At 41.4% G+C, this 24049-nt stretch carries 23 protein-coding genes; 18 read left to right on the top strand and 5 right to left on the bottom strand.

Annotated features, from left to right (window positions below):
- Positions 1–29 precede the first annotated feature (29 nt).
- Complete coding sequence (locus R2B77_RS02205) at positions 30–509, bottom strand: GAF domain-containing protein (protein WP_232843428.1); 480 nt, start codon at positions 507–509, stop codon at positions 30–32.
- 196 nt (positions 510–705) lie between these two features.
- Between R2B77_RS02205 and ezrA the strand changes: the two genes are divergently transcribed.
- From ezrA to rarD, 8 genes are all read left to right on the top strand, one after another.
- Positions 706–2397 (top strand): septation ring formation regulator EzrA, encoded by a 1692-nt coding sequence (gene ezrA / locus R2B77_RS02200; RefSeq protein WP_203246640.1) that lies wholly within the window; start codon positions 706–708, stop codon positions 2395–2397.
- A 179-nt stretch (positions 2398–2576) separates the two neighbouring features.
- Positions 2577–3710, top strand: a complete 1134-nt coding sequence (locus R2B77_RS02195; RefSeq protein ID WP_203246641.1) for a cysteine desulfurase family protein — start codon at positions 2577–2579, stop codon at positions 3708–3710.
- Position 3711: 1 nt separating this feature from the next.
- Positions 3712–4914, top strand: a complete 1203-nt coding sequence (gene thiI / locus R2B77_RS02190) for a tRNA uracil 4-sulfurtransferase ThiI (RefSeq protein WP_203246642.1) — start codon at positions 3712–3714, stop codon at positions 4912–4914.
- An 81-nt stretch (positions 4915–4995) separates the two neighbouring features.
- On the top strand, positions 4996–5208 hold the full coding sequence (locus tag R2B77_RS02185) for a small, acid-soluble spore protein, alpha/beta type (protein WP_203246643.1): 213 nt from the start codon (positions 4996–4998) through the stop codon (positions 5206–5208).
- Between the two features lie 183 nt (positions 5209–5391).
- Positions 5392–5598: a small, acid-soluble spore protein, alpha/beta type gene (locus R2B77_RS02180; RefSeq protein WP_203246644.1), complete on the top strand. Its 207-nt coding sequence runs from the start codon at positions 5392–5394 to the stop codon at positions 5596–5598.
- A gap of 165 nt (positions 5599–5763) precedes the next feature.
- A complete protein-coding gene (locus R2B77_RS02175; protein WP_203246645.1) occupies positions 5764–5967 on the top strand; it encodes a small, acid-soluble spore protein, alpha/beta type in 204 nt (67 codons plus the stop codon).
- 184 nt (positions 5968–6151) lie between these two features.
- Positions 6152–7723 carry an acyl-CoA synthetase MbcS gene (gene mbcS / locus R2B77_RS02170; RefSeq protein WP_203246646.1) on the top strand — a complete coding sequence of 524 codons (1572 nt, stop codon included), beginning with the start codon at positions 6152–6154 and terminating at the stop codon, positions 7721–7723.
- A 163-nt stretch (positions 7724–7886) separates the two neighbouring features.
- Positions 7887–8792: an EamA family transporter RarD gene (rarD, locus tag R2B77_RS02165; protein ID WP_203246647.1), complete on the top strand. Its 906-nt coding sequence runs from the start codon at positions 7887–7889 to the stop codon at positions 8790–8792.
- Between the two features lie 18 nt (positions 8793–8810).
- Here the strand turns inward: rarD and R2B77_RS02160 are convergent, their stop codons facing one another.
- The gene (locus R2B77_RS02160) at positions 8811–9611 is read right to left on the bottom strand and encodes an NAD kinase (protein WP_203246648.1); all 801 of its coding nucleotides are present in this window, start codon (positions 9609–9611) and stop codon (positions 8811–8813) included.
- Between the two features lie 107 nt (positions 9612–9718).
- On the opposite strand from R2B77_RS02160, the gene sppA reads away from it, so the two are divergent.
- From sppA to R2B77_RS02135, 5 genes are read left to right on the top strand one after another with little or no spacing between them, the layout of a single operon-like run.
- Positions 9719–10732, top strand: coding sequence for a signal peptide peptidase SppA (gene sppA, locus R2B77_RS02155; protein ID WP_203246649.1), 1014 nt, complete (start codon positions 9719–9721; stop codon positions 10730–10732).
- A gap of 13 nt (positions 10733–10745) precedes the next feature.
- The gene (locus tag R2B77_RS02150; protein WP_203246650.1) at positions 10746–11324 is read left to right on the top strand and encodes an RDD family protein; all 579 of its coding nucleotides are present in this window, start codon (positions 10746–10748) and stop codon (positions 11322–11324) included.
- A gap of 43 nt (positions 11325–11367) precedes the next feature.
- Entirely contained in the window at positions 11368–11874 is a 507-nt protein-coding gene (tpx, locus tag R2B77_RS02145; RefSeq protein WP_203246651.1) for a thiol peroxidase, read from the top strand.
- 52 nt (positions 11875–11926) lie between these two features.
- Positions 11927–12844 carry a class I SAM-dependent methyltransferase gene (locus tag R2B77_RS02140; RefSeq protein ID WP_203246652.1) on the top strand — a complete coding sequence of 306 codons (918 nt, stop codon included), beginning with the start codon at positions 11927–11929 and terminating at the stop codon, positions 12842–12844.
- Between the two features lie 46 nt (positions 12845–12890).
- Positions 12891–14081 (top strand): acetate kinase, encoded by a 1191-nt coding sequence (locus tag R2B77_RS02135; RefSeq protein WP_203246653.1) that lies wholly within the window; start codon positions 12891–12893, stop codon positions 14079–14081.
- Between the two features lie 47 nt (positions 14082–14128).
- Here R2B77_RS02135 and R2B77_RS02130 read toward each other — a convergent pair whose 3' ends face one another.
- Positions 14129–14581, bottom strand: a complete 453-nt coding sequence (locus R2B77_RS02130) for a universal stress protein (protein WP_203246654.1) — start codon at positions 14579–14581, stop codon at positions 14129–14131.
- Between the two features lie 291 nt (positions 14582–14872).
- On the opposite strand from R2B77_RS02130, the gene ald reads away from it, so the two are divergent.
- Positions 14873–15991, top strand: a complete 1119-nt coding sequence (gene ald, locus R2B77_RS02125; protein WP_203246655.1) for an alanine dehydrogenase — start codon at positions 14873–14875, stop codon at positions 15989–15991.
- A 51-nt stretch (positions 15992–16042) separates the two neighbouring features.
- Here ald and R2B77_RS02120 read toward each other — a convergent pair whose 3' ends face one another.
- Positions 16043–17140: a M24 family metallopeptidase gene (locus R2B77_RS02120; RefSeq protein ID WP_203246656.1), complete on the bottom strand. Its 1098-nt coding sequence runs from the start codon at positions 17138–17140 to the stop codon at positions 16043–16045.
- 108 nt (positions 17141–17248) lie between these two features.
- Between R2B77_RS02120 and R2B77_RS02115 the strand changes: the two genes are divergently transcribed.
- Both R2B77_RS02115 and R2B77_RS02110 read left to right on the top strand, forming a co-directional pair.
- Positions 17249–17929 carry a metal-dependent hydrolase gene (locus R2B77_RS02115; RefSeq protein WP_203246657.1) on the top strand — a complete coding sequence of 227 codons (681 nt, stop codon included), beginning with the start codon at positions 17249–17251 and terminating at the stop codon, positions 17927–17929.
- 108 nt (positions 17930–18037) lie between these two features.
- A complete protein-coding gene (locus R2B77_RS02110; RefSeq protein ID WP_203246964.1) occupies positions 18038–19345 on the top strand; it encodes a DRTGG domain-containing protein in 1308 nt (435 codons plus the stop codon).
- A gap of 176 nt (positions 19346–19521) precedes the next feature.
- Here the strand turns inward: R2B77_RS02110 and R2B77_RS02105 are convergent, their stop codons facing one another.
- Complete coding sequence (locus R2B77_RS02105) at positions 19522–19836, bottom strand: YtpI family protein (RefSeq protein WP_203246658.1); 315 nt, start codon at positions 19834–19836, stop codon at positions 19522–19524.
- Positions 19837–19928: 92 nt separating this feature from the next.
- Here R2B77_RS02105 and R2B77_RS02100 point away from each other — a divergent pair, with 92 nt between their 5' ends.
- Both R2B77_RS02100 and R2B77_RS02095 read left to right on the top strand, forming a co-directional pair.
- Positions 19929–20864, top strand: coding sequence for a DHH family phosphoesterase (locus R2B77_RS02100; protein WP_203246659.1), 936 nt, complete (start codon positions 19929–19931; stop codon positions 20862–20864).
- A 22-nt stretch (positions 20865–20886) separates the two neighbouring features.
- Positions 20887–23919 carry a DNA polymerase III subunit alpha gene (locus tag R2B77_RS02095; protein ID WP_203246660.1) on the top strand — a complete coding sequence of 1011 codons (3033 nt, stop codon included), beginning with the start codon at positions 20887–20889 and terminating at the stop codon, positions 23917–23919.
- Positions 23920–24049: the final 130 nt, after the last annotated feature.

Genomic DNA, 24049 nt, shown 5'->3' with positions numbered 1-24049 from the left:
TTGGTTAAATAAACCAAGGTGGTTTCGATTTAGATATGTTGAATAAGAATTTGAGTAATACGCTCTAGACCAATTCGATCATCTTCAGTAAAACGATTGAATTCAGGACTGTCAATATCGAGTACGCCTAGAAGTTGACCGTCTCTGACTAGCGGTACGACGATTTCGGATTTTGAAGCTGCATCGCAGGCAATATGTCCTGGAAATGCATTGACGTCTTCTACAACAATGGATTGCTGTGTCTTGGCAGCAGTTCCGCAAACGCCTCTTCCGAGAGGAATGCGAATACACGCAGGAAGCCCTTGGAAAGGTCCAAGTACAAGCTCCTCTTCATCTAGCAGATAAAAGCCAACCCAATTGATACGATCGAAAAATTGATTGAGTAACGCCGAAGCGTTGCTTAAATTGGCGTATCTATTTTTTTCACCTGTTAATAAAGCATCTAATTGTCCAGCTAGTTGCTCATATTTTGCATGGCTATCAGTTGCATAATCAATTTCTACGAACAAAGAAAGCACCCCTTTATACAAAATCATTATGAAATAAGTATACATTTTCAGCTGTTCTTAGACAAATATTCTGAATGAAATAAGTGAAAAACAGATTTTTCCCTATAAATCATTCATTTTCGCAACAAAAGTCTTTAAACGTGGTACTATATAGGATAATATCAAAGGTATAGTGACTCGGGATAGGGGGACCACGATGATATACTTCATCATTCCAATTATAGTACTCATCATAGCAATAACAATCATCTTTTTGTTTAGACGCAAACATATTCAGCAAGTCGGTCGACTGGAGCAGCAGAAGTTGCAAATTCAACACAAACCGATTTTAGAAGAGATGACAAAAGTCAAGCAACTGAATATGACGGGTGAAACCGAGGAAAACTTTGAACGCTGGCGCAACGAGTGGACAGAAGTAATGGATATACATATGCCTAAAATTGACTCACTGTTATTTGACGTTGAAGATTTGGTCGATCGTTTTCGTTTTGGGAAAGCAACTGAGGTAGAAAAGGGTATCCAGGAGAAAATTCTTTTTTGTGATAAAAAGATGAATGATATATTACAAGAATTGAATGAACTCGTTGGAAGTGAAGAGAAAAATCGGATTGAAATGGAAAAGTTGAAGGAGCAGCATCGCGCTGCACGCAAAACAATCCTTGCCCATCAGCATTCATTTGGGATGACGGTTGATCCATTAGAGAAAGAACTGGAAGCATTTAATCCGAAATTTGACGAATTTGACGAGTTGACAGATAACGGAAACTATTTATTGGCGAGGGAAATTGTGATTACCTTGTCAGCACAAGGGGACCGTCTGTTTGAAATTATTCACGAAACACCATCTTTGTTGGCGGAGCTCCAAAATAAGATTCCATCAGCCCTTCGTGAACTCCGGAATGGAATGAAGGAGATGGAAGAGCAATCTTATTATTTGCAGCATCTAGAACTGACGGAGCATCTTAATGCCATTGAAAGTGAATTGGAGCAGTTGCTGTCAAAAATGGCTGAATTACAAATTGAATCTGTCCAACAGGAAACTTCAGAAATAAATGATCGGATTGATTCTTATTATGATGCTTTAGAGAATGAAGTAACAGCTAAGCATTATGTCGATGAGAATCATGGGGAAATTGCAGCGAAGCTAGTGGAAATTACTAAGCTAACAAGGGAAACTTCAGATGAAGCGGCATTTGTGCAGCAAAGTTATCGACTAAATGAACAAGAAGCGCAAATACCACAGCAATCACTTAAAAAATTGTCTGCCATTGATAAACGATTTGAAATGCTGACTGCTAGAATTGAGGAGCAAGTATCTGCTAATTCTAGCTTACAAGAAGAATTGCGGCAGATTTCTGAGGAGCTCATGCAAATAGCCGATGAGCAAGACAGCTTCGCCAATCGTATGAAAAATTTGCGAATCGATGAAAATAATGTTCGGACAAAGCTAGAGGAACTGTCTCGGAAATTGCAACAGACAGATCGAATGCTTCAAAAAGGAAATATTCCAGGCATTCCAGATGAAATGGAAGCCCGACTCGAAGAGGCAGACGAACAAATTTATATTGTGACACAAAGCTTGCAGGAAGTACCTCTTAATATGAGCCTTGTGGACACATACTTGGAAAATGCAGAAAAAGCGGTCATTGACGTTACTGGAAAAGTGGAAGAGCTACTTGATAATGTCATGTTAATTGAATGGATTATTCAATATGGTAATCGCTACCGCGCTTCTAATCCCGAAATGCATGAACGGCTGTTGGATGCAGAGGAGTCATTTAGACAATTCCGATATGCTAAAGCATTGGAAGAAGCTGCGACAGCAGTCGAGGATGTTGAACCGGGTGCAATGAAGCGAATTCAGGAACTTGTCAAAGAACATGTGTAAGATGATATAATAAAAGAACTTGTGAAGGTTTGGTAACGAAAAAATAGCCACCGGCATAGTAAGTGCGGGTGGCTTTGTCACGTATTTTTAGGGGAGTTTTTCGAGTGGACTTGAAAAAATCCGGACGCTATTACGCCTTGGCGTAATTGATATTTATGATGACTGAAAGGGTGGAACGAATGATTTATTTTGACAATAGCGCAACCACAGCTCCAGATGATAGTGTACTTACTTCCTTCATTGAAGTAAATAAGCGTTTTTTTGCAAATCCTGCTTCGATACATCTGGCAGGTAAGCAGGCTGAGACATTGCTAGAAAAATCTAGAGCACAAATTTTATCGATTCTTGGTGTGCAAGATGGCCAAGTCATATTTACTTCTGGAGGGACAGAAGCGAATAATTTAGCTGTCATCGGCTTTGCACGAGCCCTGCGTTCTAGAGGAAATCACCTCATTACGACAGAAATTGAGCATCCTTCGGTTCTGAATGCGATGGCATATCTTGAAACACAGGGGTTTGAGGTTGATTACTTAACGGTGGATGAACAAGGAATGATTTCGACCGAAGAATTAAAAAACAAGCTACGCGCAGAGACAGTTGTCGTAAGTATTATGCATGTGAATAATGAGATTGGTACAATCCAACCTTTAGCTGAGTGTGCACGCATTATAAAAAAGCATTCACGAGCATTGTTTCATTCGGATGCGGTACAAAGCTTTGGAAAGTTACCTGTTTCATTGACAGGAGATGGTCCGGATGCAATTACCATCTCAGCCCATAAAATTAATGGATTAAAAGGGTCAGGTTTACTAGCATTTAGAAAAGGTATTCCGCCGCAAGCGCTTAACTTTGGCGGGGGTCAGGAACATGGTTTACGCAGTGGTACGGTAGCGGTAGCAGATGCTGTAGCGATTGCTAAAGCGATGCGAATTAGCTCACTGGATGAAGAGCAACAGGAATTTAGACAATGGAGAAATCGACTAATCCGATTCATTGAGCCTTTTAAGGATGCGGTTGTTCTTGCACTTGATAAGGCGGCGCCGCATATTGTGACGATTGCGTTTTATAAAATAAAAGGTGAAGTAGCTGTTAATTTCTTTCAAGAAAAGGGCATCATCATATCGACTTCCAGTGCTTGTTCATCGAAAAGTAGCGCTGCCGGACATGTAATAGAAGCCATTCGATTGGCTGATAAATATAAAAACGGAGTCATCCGCGTAAGTTTTGGGAAAGATAATCATGAGCAACATGTAGCGGAATTCGAGCAAGTTTTTGCTCAGTTCATGGAGCTACTTGGAAGGGGAAATGACTAATATGGAATGGAACGAATTACTAATTCGATATGGTGAAATATCATTAAAAGGTCGGAATCGCAATGTATTTGTGAAGAAGCTACGCAAAAATATAAAAGAAGCTCTAAGTGATTTGCCAACTGTTGTGCTAAAGCCAGAACGGGATCGCATGTTTTTGTTTGCGAGTGACAAACAGGATATGGAGCAAGCAATTGAGAGGTTACCCTACATTTTTGGTATCCAATCTTTCAGCCCGGTTGCAAAATGTGAAGCAACACTTGAGGCGATTAAAAAAACTGCGCTCGATGTAATTGGTGCAAGTGAAACAGCAGGGAAAACATTTAAAGTAGAAATTAGACGGACAGACAAATCGTTTCCGCTTGTCACAGGTGAGCTGCAGCAAGAAATTGCAGCGCATGTGTTAGAGCGTTTCCCTGGATTGATTGTGCAGATGAGAAAACCAGAAATATTACTGCATGTAGAAATTAGAAGTGAAGGTGCTTTTTTAACGGCTAAAGTACATAAAGGTGCTGGTGGTATGCCGGTGGGATCGAATGGTCACTCGCTTTTAATGTTGTCAGGCGGTATTGATAGTCCGGTTGCAGGTTACTTAATGATGAAACGCGGTGTGTCGATTGATGCGATTCACTTTGCAAGCCCACCGTTTACAAGCGAGTTGGCGAAAAAGAAAGTAATGGATTTAGCAGAGAAATTGAGTTCTTTTGGAGCGACAGTGCGTCTGCATATTATTCCATTTACTGAAATTCAACAAACGATTGTCAATCAGGTGCCGGATAACGTGTCAATGACGACAACACGTAGATTAATGCTACAAATTGCAGATCAAGTACGTACGGAAATTGGTGCATTAGCAATTGTGACGGGAGAAAGCCTAGGGCAAGTGGCAAGTCAGACATTGGAAAGCCTAACGGCAATTAATGCAGTTACATCAACACCGATTTTGAGACCACTCATTGCCTCAGACAAGCTTGATATTATTGAGATTGCCCAAAAAATTGGAACGTATGATATTTCAATTCAACCGTATGAAGATTGCTGCACAATTTTCTCGCCTTCAAACCCAAAAACAAAACCGAGGCTTGAAAAAGTTATGTATTATGAAAGCTTTTCTGATTTTACTCAAATGATCGAAGAAGCAGTGAAGAATCGGGTAACGGTTGACTTACCGCTTCAGCAGCAGGATGAATTCGAAGATTTGTTATAGGTGATACAAAAATTACCACATAAACCTCGCGTATGAATTTCCGCTTACGGTACATTCTACATGCATAAGGAGGTGGTAATCATGGCTAGTAACAACAGTGGTAATTCAAATCAGCTTGTCGTTCCAGGCGCAAGACAAGCACTTGATCAAATGAAAAATGAAATTGCAAACGAATTTGGTGTACAGATGGGCCCAGATGCTACATCGCGTGCCAACGGATCCGTCGGCGGAGAAATTACAAAGCGATTAGTACGTCAGGCACAACAACAAATGGGTGGCACTAACCAACAATAAATATACTTTGAAAAGCTGTTTCGGAATTTTTCCGAGGCAGCTTTTCACTTTTTTATTTTGTAGTTTTGCCAAAGGAAGAGAACTTTAAGCGACAAAAGCCGACTTGGTGGAAGTTACCAATTGGAAGGGTTGTATGAATTTTAATCATTGGAACATTCTATCTGCACAAGGAGGTGACACACAATGCCAAACAGTGGTAATTCAAATCAACTTGTCGTTCCGGGTGCTAGACAGGCGCTTGATCAAATGAAAAATGAAATTGCGAATGAATTTGGTGTACAAATGGGACCAGATACTACAGCGCGTGCTAATGGTTCTGTTGGTGGAGAAATTACAAAGCGATTAGTACGTCAAGCGCAGCAACAAATGAATGGTTATAGCCAAGAATAATGATGATATGACCGGTTGTTTAGAAGTTCTTTTTCTTCAAATCAGTCTTGGCGTAAATGTAGTATTTTAAACTTCTTTAACCAATTTGGTAGAAGTTACCGACTACCGTTTGTGTATGAATCTTCACCACGAGCACATTCTATCTGCACAAGGAGGTGACATACAATGCCAAACAGTGGTAATTCAAATCAACTTGTCGTTCCAGGTGCTAGACAGGCACTGGATCAAATGAAAAATGAAATCGCAAATGAATTTGGAGTACAAATGGGTCCAGACGCTACATCGCGTGCCAACGGTTCCGTCGGCGGAGAAATTACGAAGCGATTAGTACGTCAGGCTCAAGCGCAAATGAACGGATACCAAAAATAATGGAATAGATGACAAGCCGCCTCTAAAGCTAAGAGGCGGCTTGTTCGTTTTAAATTACATTAACCAAAACTTATTATGCTGAAAATGATACGTTAGCGATTGATAGGCCGAAAAGTAAATTATTTTTGAATTGTTGTACAAATGTTTGTATAATTAATGTAGCAAGAAATGAGGAGTGAATTTAATGAATCGGGAGCAGTTAATTGCGCCAGAAAATTATAATCTTGTAAGTGAATTTGAAAAGTATGCGACAGGAAGCGGAAAGAAAGCACTTATTTACATAAATGCACAAGGCGACAAAAAAGAAATTTCATATGATGTATTAGTGACATTAGCGAACAAAGCAGCTAACGTATTCAAGGCGAATGGACTCCAGAAGGGGGATGTCGTTCTTGTTATGGTGCCTCGTTTGATTGAGGCGTATGTAACGTATATTGGAGCACTAAAAGCGGGACTTGTCGTTATTCCTAGTTCTGAAATGCTTAGATCCTCAGATATCGAATACCGACTGGCACATAGTGATGCAAAAGCGATTGTGGCCTACGACGCGTTCACTGATCAATTTAATGAAGTAAGCAATATGAAAAATATTCAACTGTTTGTAGTGGGAAAAGCAGGAGAAGGACAGCTGTCATTAACGGAATTGATGGAGACGGCATCACCAGAATTTAGTGCACCTGACACAAAAAGTTCAGATATGGCATTTCTTTCGTATACATCTGGAACGACTGGCAAACCAAAGGGTGTCGTTCATTCCCATGGGTGGGGTTATGCCCATTTACGAACAACTGGTGCAAGCTGGCTTGGTATTGAAGAAGGAGACGTCGTTTGGGCAACTGCTGCCCCTGGTTGGCAAAAATGGATTTGGACACCTTTTCTTTCCGTTTTGGGAAGTGGTGCAACGGGGTTAGTCTATGATGGAAAATTCGATGTTAAAACGTATTTGGAGCTTATTGCTAACTATCGTGTGAATGTACTTTGCTGTACACCGACAGAATACCGATTTATAGCAAAAGCGGACAACCTAAAGGATTACGATGTTTCTTCGATTCGAAGTGCTGTATCGGCAGGAGAGCCTCTGAATCGTGAAGTGATTGACATATTCGATAAAACATTCTCACTTCAGGTGAGAGATGGCTATGGGCAGACTGAAAATACATTACTTGTCGGAACGATGCTTGGTATGGAAGCAAGACCTGGTTCAATGGGTAAACCAACGCCAGGGAACAAAGTCGATATTATAGATGACGAAGGATATCCTATTAGGACAGGGGAAGTTGGGGACATCGCAGTCCATGTGTCAACACCCGCATTATTTAAGGAATATTTAAAAGATCCAGAACGGACGCAGATGCAGTTCCGCGGAGAGTATTATATAACTGGTGATCGTGCAAAAATGGATGAGGATGGCTACTTCTGGTTTGAAGGTCGTGGAGATGATATTATTATCAGTTCTGGTTACACAATTGGACCTTTCGAAGTGGAGGATGCCTTAACGAAACATTCAGCAGTTCGTGAATGTGCAGTCGTCGGAAGTCCAGACGAAGTGCGAGGTAATATTGTTAAAGCATTTGTTGTGTTACGTGATCCTAAACGAAAAAGTGAGATCGGCCTCGTTGCAGAATTGCAAGAGCATGTGAAGAAATTGACAGCGCCATATAAATATCCACGTGAAATTGAGTTTTTGAATGAATTGCCGAAGACAGCGTCAGGAAAAATTATGCGCGTTGTACTAAGAAAACAGGAACAACAGTAAGCGATAGGTTAAGCCGCATTTGGAAGACGGAGTATCCGTTTTGACAAATGCGGTTCTTATATGTAATGAAAAAATTAAAAGTAAATTTCACCTTTACCTATTATTAGAATGGGTCTATAGTTAGTTTATTATTTCGAGAATCAAAATAAAAGGGGATGTCGTTGTGCAGACAGAGAAAAATGGTGTCCTCTGGGCGGTAGGCTCGTATTTAATTTGGGGATTTATGCCGATTTATTGGAAGAGTTTGGAGCATGTGAGTAGTACTGAAATTATTATAAGCCGCATCTTCTGGGCATTTGTTATGACGCTATTATTAGTGCTTTTGTTGAAAGGTGGATCCCATTTAAAAGAGGACATACAAAGTCTTTGGAAATCGCAGCGAGATTTTTGGGCATTATTTTTTGCGTCCATCCTCGTTTCCGGTAACTGGTTCATCTATATTTGGGCTGTGAATCATGATTATATTGTCCAAGCAAGCCTCGGCTACTATATGAATCCACTCATTTCAGTGCTGCTCGGGATCTTTTTTCTAAAGGAAAAGCTTAGCCGGGCACAGCAAGTGGCATTTCTACTTGCGACAATAGGTGTGGCAATTTTAACAATTTCATATGGCCAGTTTCCATGGTTAGCATTTTCGTTGGCCGCTACTTTTGCAGTGTATGGGCTCATTAAGAAAAGAATTCAGCTAGATGCCTTGCGTGGATTGACAATCGAAACATTTTTTATTATGCCATTTGCGGTCATCTATTATATTTGGTTATTCATGGATGATCGTGCAGTATTTTTACATATGGATATAAAGACAGATGTTTTACTGATTTTAACAGGTATTGCAACTGCCTTACCGCTCGTTATGTATGCTAAAGGGGTCCAAAAGATTCCGCTCTACATGGCTGGCTTTTTGCAGTATATTGCACCGACGATGATGCTGTTTATCGGAGTTGTCGTTTATAAAGAGTCTTTTGAGAAAATCGATTTATTATCGTTTGCATTTATCTGGATCGCACTTATTTTATTTACAGTGTCAAAAGTACTGGAAGTAGTAAAGATAAAGAAGAGCCACCAATAATTGGGCGGCTCTTCTTTATTATAAATAAATGCGCTGTACTTTTTCCCAAAATGAATTATCTTTTAGTTTTACAGTTTTAATTGTTTTGTCGCTTAACCGAATTTCTACATGTTCGACTTGGCGAATACCGAGTGCTTCATTATCAGCAGCCATCGAAGGAAAATCGTTGCCGTCTTGGTGGACTTTAAGCTGTAACTTTCTGCTGCCACTCATAATAAATGAAGAGCCGAGTGTGCGGTATTTATTGTTATTGACAGACGCTAGTTCACTTACTTGGAAACAAGGTAGTAATGGGTCAACAACTGCACCTTTTACAGATTTATTATAAGCTGTGCTACCTGTTGGCGTTGAAATGATTAGACCATCGCCAAGGAATGCTTCGAATAATTTGTCGTCAATAATAACGTCAAGTGCGAACGTTCGAATGATATTTGAACGAATACTAAATTCATTCAAGCAATAGAATGGTTGGTGATTGTCAATCGTCACTTCGATAAGTGGGTATCTTCTTACTTCAAGTTTTTCTTGGTGAATAGCCTGTGTCATTTCGTAAAGATTGTTATAATGAAAATCGCAGTATAGTCCATGCTTGCCAGTTAGTGATAGTCCGGCATATAAGCAGTCCTGTCGAAACCCAGTTTTACGAACAGCCTGCAAAAAAGAACCGTCACTACCGATACTGATGATAATATTGGCCTCTTGGTCATTTTCAGTCATCGTAAAGCCCTCGTGGATGAGCGCGTCTTCCACCTTCGATTTTTTATCGAGTGAGTCTTCGTCATGCTTGCTGTAAATATAAATGTTCATCCGCTCTGTCATAAGTTCTGCTCCTTCCAAATGAGGTATCTTTATCTTAACATGGAAGTGAAACATTTTGGACTTTCAAACGTATAGAGTGGTGTAAGAAAAAAAAGGAGGAATCGTAAATGACAATGAAACGATGGATTGCTATCATCGTCGCGGCAGCACTTATTTTTGTTTCAATTGGTGTTAATTCGCTATCGTACATATTTACAAGAGATTTCAATAGTTTGTTTGATGAGATGATGGCAACATCATCATCAGGTTATACTGAAATCGTTTTAGAGGAAGGTGTATCAAGGGATCGAATTGCAGTCCTGACATTAGATGGAGTTATTCAAGACTTAGGCAGTTCTTCTTCACTGTTCCAGCCGGCTGGTTATAACCATCAGTTTTTCATGAATCAGTTGCATGAAGTTTTGGTGGATCAAAGTGTTAAAGGAGTGGTTCTACGCGTAAACTCACCTGGTGGTGGGGTAGTAGAGTCGGCAGATATTTATGATGCGATTCGTGAAATTCAAACGACAAGGGAAATTCCTTTATACGTATCAATGGGTGGTATGGCTGCATCAGGGGGCTATTATGTGTCAGCGCCTGCCGAAAAAATATTCGTCAATCGTGAAACCATTACAGGTTCAATTGGTGTCATTATGGAAAGCGTCAACTATGCAAAGTTAGCTGGAAAATACGGAATTGATTTTAATACAATTAAAACAGGACCCTATAAAGATATTATGAGTGGATCTCGCGAAATGAAAGAAGAAGAGCGTGCGATGCTACAGGAAATGATTAATGATTCCTATGAACGCTTTGTTGATATTATTGAAGAAGGGCGCGGTATGACAGAGGCGCAGGTCAAGACAGTGGCAGATGGTCGGATTATGAATGGGCGCCAAGCGATTGAAGCTGGACTAGCAGATGGTGTCGGCAAAGTAGAGGATGTCATTGCTGCAATGAGAGAAGACTATGATCTGAACGATGCAACTGTGTTTGAATATGCGGCAGAAGAAAACTGGGCTTCGCTATTGGGTATGAAAGCAGGCAGTCTCGTTGGCAGTAATATTGAATCAGAGCTTATTGGAAAATTATTATCTGATTACAATGCCCCGCGGATGATGTATTTGTATGGTGAAAGATAAGGAGGAGTCGCAAATGTCAGAGTTTATGGATCAAGCGCCACAACTCCCAGAACAGTCAGTCGTAGTGAAGCCAGCTATGGAATATGAAACGGTTCAAATAGAGCATTTTCGGCCGAAATATGCCGGTTTTTGGACACGGTTTTGGGCATATACAATCGACCTTCTTGTCCTCTATGCAATTAGTGGAATAATGATTAAACCTATCTTTAGAGTGGTCGATATTGACATTAGTAATCCAGCTTTTTTGTTCTTTAGTCCCTATAAAATAACTGCTTTGTTGTTGTTATTCCTTTATTTCACACTTATGACGAAGTATATGGGACAGACGGTCGGGAAAATGATTATGGGAATAAAGGTAGTGGCGAAAAATGGAGAACAGCTAACCTGGAGTGCTGTTGTATTTCGAGAGGTGTTTGGACGGTTTATATCAAAGATGCTAATGCTACCTTATCTGCTCGTATTATTCATGCCTAAAAAAGAGGCTCTACATGATGTGTTTGCGGACACAGTCGTTGAATATGAGGCTGTCTATGAAAAGGAGCTGCGCATTAGTCAACGCCAACAGCTTGAGGGACAACAGTTGCAAGAATAGATCGGCTTTTAGTATGATAGAGAAAGAAAAAGGAGGCGTCTTCATGGCTAACGTTACATTTAAGCATAATCCTGTTACATTACTCGGTAAAGAAGTTTCAGTAGGCGATACTGCACCTGATTTTACAGTGCTTGCAAATGATTTAAGCCCGGTTTCATTGGCAGATTCAAAAGGTAAAATTCGTCTTATTAGTGTTGTACCTTCAATCGATACAGGTGTTTGTTCCACGCAGACACGTAAATTCAATGAAGAGGCTGCATCACTTGGTGATGATGTCCAAATTTTGACGATTTCAGTAGATTTACCATTTGCGCAAGCAAGATGGTGTGCTGCAGAAGGTATTGCAAATGTTCAAACATTATCTGATCACCGTGATTTGTCATTTGGGGAAGCGTATGGCGCGGTTATTGAAGAACTTCGTCTACTGACACGATCCATTTTTGTTGTCGATCAGAATGATAAAGTAACATATGTCCAATATGTACCTGAAAACACAGATCACCCTGATTATGATAAAGCAATTGAAGCCGTTAAACAGCTTAAAAACTAATTACTGAAACCCACTCGGTGACGGGTGGGTTTTGTCGATTGAGGGATAGGAAATGACAACAGATACAGAAAAAGTATTTTCATTCATTGATACATATGCAGAAACAGCCGATCAGCTTTACTTAGAAGCGATTATTGAAGCGTGCGAGCACTGGCTTTCAAATGAAGGCGGTCCTAGCCTGTCTGAGTCTGTATCAAAAGAGGATATCCGTAGAGGAATTCAGCTTGCTATCCTTAAGGGGATGAAGCAAAATGCTCAACCACATCACCAGATGACTCCCGATTCGATAGGGATGTTAATTGCTCATATTGCTAATCAATTGACAGTAGATAGGCATAATTTGACGGTGCTGGATCCAGCAGCGGGGACGGGTAATTTACTGCACACCGTGATGAATGCGATTGGTAATGGTGTGACTGCGACAGCAGTTGAAATTGATGATATACTTATCCGCTTAGCGGCAGTTGCAGCAGAACTTCTTGAACATCCTGTGTCATTTTATGTTCAGGATGCACTGCGCCCTATGCTTGTCGATCCGGTAGATATTACCGTCTGTGATGTACCTGTTGGGTTTTATCCAGATGATGATAATGCATTGAATTATGCTTTAATGCCGGCTGAAGGTCATGCGTATGCACATCACCTCTTTATCGAACAATCAATGAACCATACAAAATCGGGTGGTTATGGACTATTTATTGTACCGGCGAATTTGTTTGATTCTGAACAGTCGTCTTTACTGCACCCGTTTTTGAAAAAAGAGACCATTATCCGAGCGGTCATTCAGTTGCCGGATTCACTATTTAAAAGTTCTACACATGCAAAAAGTATCGTAGTCCTACAAAAGCCTTCTACAGAAATTATTGCTACGCCAGACGTCATGCTAGCGAAGGTTCCTAACATGACAGATAAGCGAGCTATGGCACTATTTCTTCAAAAGATTGATATGTGGGCTACTGAATCAGAATAAGGAATTATGGTTTCACCAAGTATATAGTTGAAATGAGGCATTAGTGATGCAAAACATTTTAGCGATTAACGCAGGTAGTTCTTCTCTAAAGTTTCAGCTTCTTCAAATGAAGAATGAACATGTAGTTGCAAAAGGACAAATTGAACGGATTGGTCTTTCTGATTCTATTTTTACAATGAAATCAGAACAAGGTAAAATAGAAAAAATTCAGGATATCCATAATCATGCTGATGCAGTGAGTATACTTTTGGCTATGTTATTGGACGAAGGAATTGTTCGATCCTTCGATGAAATTGACGGGATTGGTCACCGTGTTGTACACGGTGGAGAAGTTTTTAGTGACTCGGTATTAATTACTGAAGAAATTCTCATGAAACTCGAGGAGCTTTCTAATCTTGCGCCACTTCATAATCCAGCTAATATTATCGGCATTAAAGAATTTCAAAAGGCTTTGCCGTCTGTACCAGCTGTTGCTGTTTTTGACACTGCTTTTCATCAGACGATGCCGGAAAGCTCGTTTCTCTATCCGTTACCGTACGAGTACTATGAGAAATATGGCATACGGAAATATGGATTTCATGGGACGAGTCATAAGTATGTAACGGAGCGTGCGGCGGTACTATTGAATCGACCACTGGAACGTACACGACTTATTTCTTGTCATTTAGGAAACGGCGCAAGTATTGCAGCTGTTGAGGGCGGCAAGTCACTTGATACGTCGATGGGCTTTACACCGTTAGCCGGTTTAACAATGGGGACACGCTCTGGTAACATAGACCCGGCGCTCATTCCTTATATAATGGAGCAGACGGGAAAATCGGTAGAAGAAGTACTCAATATATTGAATAAAGAGTCGGGTATGCTCGCTGTTTCAGGTTTTTCCAGCGATTTACGTGATATTGAGATTGAAGCGTCAAAAGGCAATAGCCGTGCGCAGCTTGCGCTAGATGTATTTGCAGACAAGATCCATAAATATATCGGGTCCTATGCAGCGCGAATGGGCGGTGTCGACGCAATCATTTTCACAGCAGGAATTGGTGAAAACAGTGATGTTATTCGCCGGAAGGTGCTTGAAGGCCTTGAGTTCATGGGTGTTTACTTCGATCCAGATTTGAATAACATAAGAGGGAAGGAAGTTTACATCAGCTTCCCACACTCCCCTGTGAAGGTACTTGTCATCCCAACGAACGAAGAGATCATGATTGCTCGTGATACCATTCGGGTTGCAGGGTTATAACAATTATAAAAAAGAGTTACCCAATGATAATCGGGTAACTCTTTTTATTATTTTGCTTCTTCAGCTGTACGCACAACAAGCACATCACATTTCGCAGAACGGACAATATTTTCAGAGACACTTCCAATGAGGAAGCGTTCAACTGCGTTCAGTCCTGTTGCGCCACAAATGATAAGGTCTGCTTGTAACTTTTTCGACAAATCGCGTGAAATCATTGTTTTAGGCGAACCGTATTCGACGATGATATTGACATTTTGTACTCCGGCTTTTTCGGCCTCAACTTTATAATCGTTCAACAGCTCTTCCGCAAATTTTTGCGCACGTTCCGCAATTGATCGGTCATAAGCTTCAACAGCCGCGTAAGAACGTGTGTCAATGATATTTATCAGATTCAAAGTCGCATCATTACGATCCGCAATCGCTACAGCTTTTTTAAAAGCCCATTCTGATTCTTTTGATCCGTCCACCGCAACAAGAATTTGTTTGTATACTAATGTCATTTGAACCACTCCATTCTTAATTGTTATAATAACTACTTCGATAATAAAATTAGAAATCCTTTAAATCTATAAAAAAATATTAGGAATCGTATAGTTATTACAAATTTGTGACATACTTTGTCGAAAAATGAAACTTGTTAGGGAAGTTGCACAATTATGTGATTGAGTATTCTGTGAATACCGAAAAATAGAGCGAAATGATTTTCTATCTGATAGAATAAAGTAAACATTGGTTCACATAACAATTTGCCGTGTAACCAACGAAATAATCATTTTTTAGGGGGAAGAGCAATGCGTATCGGGGTTCCGAAAGAAGTTAAGAATAATGAAAATCGAGTCGCAATGACACCGGCGGGAGTTTTTAATCTAAAGTCGGCTGGACATGAAGTCTTCATCGAAACAGGGGCGGGTCTCGGTTCAAGCTTTACAGATGAGCAGTATGCTGCATCAGGTGCGCAAATCGTTGCAACTGCGGAACAAGCATGGGATACCGATATGGTGATGAAGGTTAAAGAGCCGATTGCTTCAGAGTATGGCTTTTTCCGTGAAGGGCTTATCCTATTTACTTACTTGCATCTTGCACCAGAAGTGGAACTGACAAATGCGCTACTTGCTAAAAAGGTTATTGGGATTGCTTATGAAACTGTTCAACTTCCGAACAATACATTACCTCTTCTTGCGCCAATGAGCGAAGTTGCAGGGCGGATGGCTACACAGATTGGTGCGCAATATTTACAACAAACGAATGGTGGAAAAGGGATTTTACTTGGCGGTGTACCAGGTGTTTCTCGTGGACAAGTAACGATAATTGGCGGAGGACAAGCGGGCGCAAATGCGGCGCGAGTTGCAGTAGGTATGGGAGCGAAAGTAACCGTGCTAGACCTGTCGGTAGACCGTCTACGTTATTTAGATGAAATCTTCGGTAATGATATTCAAACACTGGTTTCTAACCCATTCAATATCGCTGAATCCGTGGCGAAGTCAGACCTTGTTATCGGTGCAGTTTTGATTCCAGGGGCAAAAGCACCGAAATTAGTGTCTGAAGATATGGTAAAGTCGATGAAGCAGGGCTCTGTGCTTGTTGATATTGCAATTGACCAAGGTGGAATTTTTGCAACGTCAGATCGTGTCACAACACATGATAACCCGACATACGAGAAACATGGTATTGTTCACTATGCAGTTGCAAATATGCCAGGAGCTGTTCCACAAACCTCGACAATCGCGCTAACAAACGTTACGGTGCCTTATGCACTGCAAATTGCTAACAAAGGCTATAAACAAGCGTGTCTAGACAATTTAGCTCTTCAAAAAGGTATCAATACATTAGACGGCCATGTAACGTATAAAGCTGTAGCAGATGATCAAGGGATTGACTACGTAGCAGCTGAAACAATACTTAGCCGATAACGATAAAAAAAGGCTGTCCACGAACTCATGTGGACAGCCTTTTTCATATCTTTATGGTTGAAGAATTTGTAATTCTTTCGGGAACTTCGTCAATACTTCTACGCCGTTTGCAGTGACGACAACATCGTCTTCGATTCGAACGCCTGTAATATCGGGATGGTAGATGCCTGGTTCAATGGTAAACACCATTCCTTCCTCAAGCTCAAGTTCGTTGTTACCTGTAATCGAAGGGAATTCATGCACTGAAATGCCAAGTCCATGACCGACGCGGTGTGTGAAATAGTCGCCGTAACCAGCCTCGTCAATGACATCCCTTGCAGCTTTATCAATTTCGAGTGCTTTAACGCCAGGTCGTACTTTATCAATGGCTGCTTGTTCTGCATGCTTAACCGTTTCGTAAACCTCGCGCATTTTGTCGGTTGGTTCGCCGAAGGCAACAGTTCGAGTAATGTCGGAGCAATAGCCGTTATAGACAACACCGAGGTCAAATAGGATGAAATCTCCCTTTTGGATTTTGCGGTCCCCTGGCGTGCCGTGTGGTGAGGCAGTCTTTGGACCGGAAAGCACCATCGTATCGAATGACATTTTCTCGGCACCCTTTCTCTTCATCTCAAACTCGATAGCCATGAGTATTTCTAGTTCCGTTTTCCCTTCGGCAATTTCCTTGCAGCCAACTGCAATCGCATAATCGGCTAGCTCAGCAGCTTTGCGTAAGTTCGTTAACTCATCTTCACTCTTGATATTGCGCATACTATTTAGCTGTTCGTCAAGACGGACGAATGTAGTGTCAGTTAATAGTTGTCCCAAACGCTCGTAGCGTTCAACAGTCAAATGGGATTTTTCAATGGCGATAGAAGTCGGAAGATCCCCTCGTTTGCGGACAGTATCCATGACAACGTCCCAAGCATCCTGTGTATCTTCGTGTCCGACCGCTTCGAAGGACCAACCGGCTGCCTTCACATCAGGCACTTCCATCAATGGACAGATGATAAAAGGCTCTGCATCCTTGAATACCATAACGCCCAATAATCGTTCATGTGGATTACTGTGGAATCCTGTAATGTAGAAGACATTATCAGGCGTTGTGATAAAAGCAACGTCTACATTCTCATTGTGCAAATATTGTTGAATTTCTTTCACTTTACTCACTCTTAATGACCTCCTCTTCAGATATTATAATCATAACAAAAAAGAGGGTTTTTGGGTTGAAGAACGAAAATTATAGTTTAGTGGATAAAAAATGAAGGAGGTATTTTTATGCAAATTTCATATCACGGACATTCCGTTGTCAAAATAATAACAGGCAACACTTCAATTTTCATTGATCCGTTCATTACTGGAAATAAACTGACGGACTTAGTTGTTGGTGATGAAAAGCCGGATATTATACTACTCACGCATGGACATAATGATCATGTTGGTGATACGGTGGCGCTTGCCAAAGCAAATGATGCACTTGTCATTGCAACCTTTGAGCTTGCTAACTATCTTGAAGGGCAGGGTGTGAAAACGCACGGTATGGGCATTGGTGGAACGCGTGTCTTTGATTTTGGGACAGTGAAGTTTACGCAAGCATTCCATAGTTCGTCTTATACAACAGAAGATAACGACATCGTTTATACAGGGATGCCAGCAGGTATTTTACTAACGGTGGAGGGAAAAACAATCTATCACGCGGGGGATACGGCACTCTTTGGTGATATGCAAATGATTGGTAAGCGTCATCCGATCGATGTGGCTTTCTTACCAATCGGTGATAATTTCACAATGGGACCTGAAGACGCTGCTTTTGCTGTGGAATTGCTAAATCCGAAAGTAACGATTCCGATTCACTTCGACACATTTCCGCCTATAGAGCAGGATCCAGTAGTTTTTAAAAGACTTGTTACTAATCATGCTGTGAAAATTATGCAGGTCGGCGAGGCTTTCGAATATTGATCCATTATAGGGATCTTTTATTCACTCCCTAGTCTGCAGGCAGCTTGCGCTTTTCTTTTACTTTTGTGGTAGAATGGCTGTAAGGTCATGATAGGAAAAGGTGAAGACATGGCGACGAAGCACGAACTAATATTACAACATATTGAAGGGCTTGCCGTAGGTGAAAAGATATCTGTTCGACAAGTAGCCCGTGCGCTGTCTGTTAGCGAAGGAACGGCATACCGAGCTATAAAAGAGGCGGAAAATCAAAAACTTGTCAATACAATTGAACGTGTTGGGACAATCCGAATCGAAAAGAAAAAGAAGGACAATATTGAACGGCTCACGTTTGCAGAGGTGTTGAATATTGTCGATGGGCTTGTGCTTGGGGGACGTGGGGGCTTACATAAAACGTTGACCAAGTTTGTCATTGGTGCGATGCAGCTGGATGATATGATGCGCTATATCGATGCAGGCAGTCTATTGATTGTAGGAAATCGTTTAAAAGCGCATGAAACGGCTTTATTAGCAGGTGCAGCGGTGCTCGTTACGGGAGGCTTTGATGCATCAGATGATGTGAAAAAATTAGCAGATGAGCTGGAGTTGCCGGTTATTTCAACGAGTTATGACACATTTACCGTAGCAACGATGCTGAATCGAGCGATTTACGATCAGTTAATTGAGAAGGAAATATTGCTTGTGGAAGATATTTTGACACCATTATCGAAAACAATCACATTGTCAACGAAGGATAAGGTTGCTCATTTCAATGAAGTGAATCGTCAGACGTCTCACTCAGGTTATCCTGTTATTGAAAATAACGGCAAACTTATAGGTATTGTTACATCGCGAGATGCTATTGGTAAATCGAATGAAGAATTGATTGAGAAAGTGATGACACGCCATCCGATTACAGTTACAGGAAAGACAAGCGTAGCGTCGGCGGGGCATAGTATGATTTGGGAAGGTATCGACCTCATGCCGGTGGTGACAGATGCGGGAATGCTTGCTGGTATTATTAGCAGGCAGGATGTTTTAAAGGCATTCCAAATGACACACAGGCAACCACAGCAAGGGGAAACCATTGATGATATCGTAAAAAACCAAATGAAAAGCTTGGCGAATCAGCAAATGACTGTGGAATTTACTGTTATTCCACAAATGACTAACCAGTTTGGCTCGCTGTCCTATGGAGCATTGACGACTCTTTTGACGGAAGCGGGTAACAGAGCTATCAAAATGCGCAAGCGTGGAGAAAGTGTTCCGGAAAATATGACATTATACTTTATAAAGCATGTCCAGCTGGGTAGTGTTGTCGTCGTGGAACCACGTATTTTGCATATGAGCAGGCGCTTTGTAAAAGTAGACTTCGATATTTTGTCGGAAGGCGAATTTGTTGCCAAGGCCGTGTTCATGTACCAATTATTTGAACGTTGAATGTCAATGGAATCATAATTAAATATGCTGCCGTACTCACGACTGCCGCTTTGCTTTCGTCTCGGAAAACATTGTGCATTGACTTTGAATTGGGCTTCCCCAATTCATCCCTTTCAAAAGCTGTGGCATCCGCTGGAGGCTTGATTAAAAACAAAAACTGATGCACGTAAAGCGCATCAGTTTTTGTTCAACTCATTTTCTTCATCTACGAAGGTTAGATAATGTTTATAGGCTTTGAAATTGAAAATCGCAACATAAGCGCCTAATCCGATGAATAGCGCTGCAATTAGGTATGTTACAATGCCGTTAAATAGGAACAGTTGATTGATTCCAAAAAACAACAGAAGACTACCTAGAGCTGAGCCAGCCATACTGGCAAACATTTTTTTTCGTATGGGAAAAACAGATTTTGTTCTGAATTGCCGCGTTTTGAAATAAAAATAAAAGACAAAAGAAGCAATAATAAGAAATACTAAAATGAAATTTAACATAAAAGCCCTCCATGAAATACAAACTTCTTATATTGTAGCGGCTTTTAGAACGAAATGCGACTCGAATCAATCGAGACCTGGAGGAATCGGAATTGAAAAGACAAATCATTGACACAATTGAAAAGTACGACAAAATTATTATTCATCGCCATGTAAGACCAGACCCAGATGCGTATGGCTCTCAAATGGGGTTGAAAGCACTAATACAAGCCAATTATCCATCAAAACAGGTATATGCAGCAGGTGAACATGATGAATCTCTTACATACTTAGCCCTTCCTGACCGCGTAGATGAAGCTTTATATGAAGGTGCTCTTGTGATTGTCACAGACACAGGTAATACGGAGCGTATCGACGGGGAATTTTACACAAAAGGCGATTTACTAATGAAAATTGACCATCATCCAGATGCGGATCCTTATGGGGATGTAAAATGGGTGAATACAGCTTCAAGTTCGACCTCAGAAATGATCCATGCACTGTTTGAAGTTGCGCGGGCAGAGTACGGCTGGACTATGACGACGGAAGCGGCTAGATTGTTGTTCGCAGGAATTGTCGGAGATACGGGGCGCTTTATGTTCCCAAGCACATCTGTTCATACGTTTGAAGTTGCAAGTAATCTGATAAAATACGATTTTGATCGAACAGAATTGTTTGCGGGAATGTATGAAGTGAAGCGAGAGTTACTGCATTTAAAAGGCTATATGTATCAAAACTTCAAGATGGATGAAAACGGGGCCGCCTTTGTTAAAATAGACAAAGCGATACTGAATCAGTTTCATGTAACTGCCTCTGATACATCTCAGCTTGTGGGGGCACTTGGAGATGTCAAAGGAATTTGTGCATGGGTTATTTTCATTGAAGAAGAAGACCAAATACGTGTGAGACTACGCTCCAAAGGTCCTGTAATTAACCAATTGGCTGCAGAATTTGGAGGCGGAGGTCATCCGCTCGCTTCTGGAGCATCAGTTCACTCATGGGAAGAAGCAGATGAAGTCATTGTTAAGTTAACACAATTATGTAAGTAAAAAAACGAGCGGAGGGATTGCGTTGACACTTGTCTATCCGCAAGTAGTGACTGGCGCAGATCTTTTGCGCGGGATTATAAAACTCGATCGACTAGCCCCACTTCTGCAGCGAAGAGGGGCTACCTCTGTTGCTATCGTCAATTCGAAATTATATGGCGTTCGTTCATTTCATAAAGTGATGACAAAGTATGGGATTCGCCCCGTTATTGGATTATCCATTTTTGCAGAGGTTAACGAAGCAGAAGCCGTTTTGCTATATATTTATGCGAAAGATGATGAAGGCTACCGCAATTTATTGAAAATGAGCAGCGCTGTAGCTGTCAGAGATTCTGAAACCCTTCCTCTACAATGGTTGAAAGCCTATAGCTCGGGGTGCTTCATCGTCTGTCCACTAACGGACAATTCGTGGGATGGATTACGCACAAAGGATGTATTTCAACAGCTACTAGCGAATTGTGAAAAGTCGCAAATTGTCATTGGGATAAGTCGTGCCGGCGATGTTAAGCATCCTGAAGAAGAGGTAATTGAAACAATCGCACAGGTGGAACAGATTACGATTGTAGCTGTCCATGAAGCTCGCTATCTTATGCAGGAGGATGCTTTTGCCTATGAGGTTGCGGACGCAATTCGAACGGGGTATAAGTTAAACGATTCAGCAAGACCAACCGTCGTGCAACAGGCTGCCTATGTACCAGAAAAAAGTGAGCTTACCGAATGGTTTCAGGACAGACCACAATGGCTTGAAAATATGTCTGAACTGCTCTTGGCGTGTGAAGTCAGTTTGCCGGCAAGTCAGTCGCTTATGCCGGTATTTCCCGTTCCGCCAGGAGAAACAGCCACCTCTTTATTAAATAAAAATAGCTTCGCAGGCTTACAAAGAAGGCTTACAACAGTAACAGAAGCTTATATGGAACGTTTACGTTATGAAATAACGGTTATAAGTAGCATGGGCTTCGCAGATTATTTCCTCATAGTTGAAGATTTCATGCGCTATGCGAAGGATAATCATATCCTAACAGGGCCAGGTCGAGGGTCTTCAGCAGGCTCACTTGTTGCTTTTTCACTTGGAATTACAGATGTTGATCCTCTTAAATATGGTCTACTATTTGAACGATTTTTAAATCCAGATCGTATTACGATGCCTGATATTGATATTGACTTTGCTGATAACCGTCGTGCCGAAGTAATTGACTATGTCGCACAAAAATATGGTAAAACACATGTGGCGCAAATTATTACATTTGGCACTCTATCTGCCAGATCTGTTGCACGCAACGTGGCACGTGTATTTGATTTTTCGAATGAAGAAATGGCTTTTCTATCGAAGGAGATTCCTAATCGTCATGTAGGGACCTTGGAAGAGGCTGTCGCCCAGTCCAAGGCGCTACGTGATTGGATGTCACTCGATCCAGAACGCAGTAAATGGTTGAAGACGGCTTCATTGATTGAAGGGCTACCCCGTAACGCATCGACACATGCGGCGGGTGTTATTTTATCGCCTGTGCCTCTTGTGGAGATTGTACCGTTACAAAATGGGGGAGACGACATTTATCTCACCCAATGGCCGATGGGGGACGTTGAAGCACAAGGGTTATTAAAAATGGATTTTCTTGGCTTGCGCAATTTGACTTTATTAGACAGAATTCGCTCAATGATTTCCTATGATAAGCACATTCGCTTGGATTTTGAGGCCATACCGCTTGATGATGAAAATACTTTTGAACTGTTTCGAATGGGTGACATGACAGGGATTTTTCAATTTGAATCGGAGGGGATGAGGGAAGCATTGCGACTCATTCAGCCGACAACATTTAATGATATTTTTGCTATTAATGCGTTGTATCGTCCGGGTCCGATGGATCATATTCCGCTGTATAGCCGCAGGAAAAATGGTAGCGAGAGCGTCACGTATCTTCATTCGCAGCTGGAAATGGTGTTGAAGGAAACACATGGCGTTATTATTTATCAGGAACAAATTATGCAAATTGCTGTTCGAATCGCGGGATTCACAATGGGAGAAGCAGATTTGCTGAGAAGGGCCATTAGTAAGAAAAACCGCGATATACTTCAAAAAGAACGTGCGCATTTTACGCAAAGTGCAGTAAATAATGGGTTTCCAGAAAGTGTAGCTGTTGCAGTATACGATTTGATTGTTAAATTTGCGGATTATGGATTTCCAAAAAGTCATGCAGTAGCATACTCGCTAATTTCGTATCGGCTTGCTTATTTGAAGGCGAATGAACCAGCTTACTTCTATGCGGCGTTGCTGTCAACGATGACAGGCAACAATCATAAAACGATGGAGCTACTACGCGAATCGGAGGCGCATGGTATCCAAATACTTCCGCCGTCTGTCAAGCGAAGTAGATATATGTACACCGTGGAAAACGGGGCTATTCGAATGGGACTAGGCGCCATTAAAGGTGTCACTCCAGTTTTCTATGAAGCGCTTAAAGAGGCAAGGAAATCTAATGGGGGCTGGAAAACATTATTTGATATGGCGGTTGGACTTGGAGTGGAAGCTTTTACGGAGAAGTCTATTCTACCTCTCATTAAAGCAGGAGCACTCGACGATTTTGGTGAATCGCGCTCCGTATTACTCGCGTCCATCAAAGGGGCAATCAGTCACCAATTATTTGGTGGGGAAGCAAGTCCGAAGTATACGCCTGCTGAAGATCAGGATCGTATGGAAATACTCGAATTGGAAAAGGAAGTACTTGGCTTCTATTTTTCGGATCACCCAGCTACAGAAATGAAAAGAGCAGCGGGCGGGGAATTTAACGCTATTACAGCACTCGCCACTGTGAAGGATCGTGAACATGTGAAAATTGCAGGACTTATTACAGGGATTAAACGCATTCGGACAAAAAAAGGAGAGGCGATGGCATTTGTCACTATCCAAGATGAAACAGCAGATATTTCGTGCACCTTCTTTCCGAGACAATATGCACTTGCGGCAGAACGACTAATTGAAATGACCATTATTCAGTTGAATGGGACTGTGGAGCGCCATAGGGGGAAGCCGCAAATACTTGTGCAGCAGTTATTAGAATAACGAACGGGCTTGTGCAATTTAGACAAGCCTTTTTTGAATGAGGGTTTTCCATCTTTCACTTTACGACGCGCCCTCTTTTCTGTATGCTATAGACATAAGTGGTCTGACCACTTTTAACTCGATACAGAAA

It is taken from the genome of Sporosarcina beigongshangi, from assembly GCF_033485195.1.
Classification (GTDB): domain Bacteria; phylum Bacillota; class Bacilli; order Bacillales_A; family Planococcaceae; genus Sporosarcina; species Sporosarcina beigongshangi.
The sequence above is the reverse complement of the archived record's forward strand: the minus strand, read 5'-3'. Positions and strand labels throughout refer to the sequence as shown.

Excerpts from the sequence above, each read along its gene's own strand:
- ezrA (WP_203246640.1), top strand. The coding sequence starts at position 706 with ATGATATACTTCATCATTCCAATTATAGTACTCATCATAGCAATAACA.
- R2B77_RS02195 (WP_203246641.1), top strand. The coding sequence starts at position 2,577 with ATGATTTATTTTGACAATAGCGCAACCACAGCTCCAGATGATAGTGTA.
- thiI (WP_203246642.1), top strand. The coding sequence starts at position 3,712 with ATGGAATGGAACGAATTACTAATTCGATATGGTGAAATATCATTAAAA.
- R2B77_RS02185 (WP_203246643.1), top strand. The coding sequence starts at position 4,996 with ATGGCTAGTAACAACAGTGGTAATTCAAATCAGCTTGTCGTTCCAGGC.
- R2B77_RS02180 (WP_203246644.1), top strand. The coding sequence starts at position 5,392 with ATGCCAAACAGTGGTAATTCAAATCAACTTGTCGTTCCGGGTGCTAGA.
- R2B77_RS02175 (WP_203246645.1), top strand. The coding sequence starts at position 5,764 with ATGCCAAACAGTGGTAATTCAAATCAACTTGTCGTTCCAGGTGCTAGA.
- mbcS (WP_203246646.1), top strand. The coding sequence starts at position 6,152 with ATGAATCGGGAGCAGTTAATTGCGCCAGAAAATTATAATCTTGTAAGT.
- R2B77_RS02160 (WP_203246648.1), bottom strand. The coding sequence starts at position 9,611 with ATGACAGAGCGGATGAACATTTATATTTACAGCAAGCATGACGAAGAC.
- sppA (WP_203246649.1), top strand. The coding sequence starts at position 9,719 with ATGACAATGAAACGATGGATTGCTATCATCGTCGCGGCAGCACTTATT.
- R2B77_RS02150 (WP_203246650.1), top strand. The coding sequence starts at position 10,746 with ATGTCAGAGTTTATGGATCAAGCGCCACAACTCCCAGAACAGTCAGTC.
- tpx (WP_203246651.1), top strand. The coding sequence starts at position 11,368 with ATGGCTAACGTTACATTTAAGCATAATCCTGTTACATTACTCGGTAAA.
- R2B77_RS02140 (WP_203246652.1), top strand. The coding sequence starts at position 11,927 with ATGACAACAGATACAGAAAAAGTATTTTCATTCATTGATACATATGCA.
- R2B77_RS02135 (WP_203246653.1), top strand. The coding sequence starts at position 12,891 with ATGCAAAACATTTTAGCGATTAACGCAGGTAGTTCTTCTCTAAAGTTT.
- R2B77_RS02130 (WP_203246654.1), bottom strand. The coding sequence starts at position 14,581 with ATGACATTAGTATACAAACAAATTCTTGTTGCGGTGGACGGATCAAAA.
- ald (WP_203246655.1), top strand. The coding sequence starts at position 14,873 with ATGCGTATCGGGGTTCCGAAAGAAGTTAAGAATAATGAAAATCGAGTC.
- R2B77_RS02115 (WP_203246657.1), top strand. The coding sequence starts at position 17,249 with ATGCAAATTTCATATCACGGACATTCCGTTGTCAAAATAATAACAGGC.
- R2B77_RS02110 (WP_203246964.1), top strand. The coding sequence starts at position 18,038 with ATGGCGACGAAGCACGAACTAATATTACAACATATTGAAGGGCTTGCC.
- R2B77_RS02105 (WP_203246658.1), bottom strand. The coding sequence starts at position 19,836 with ATGTTAAATTTCATTTTAGTATTTCTTATTATTGCTTCTTTTGTCTTT.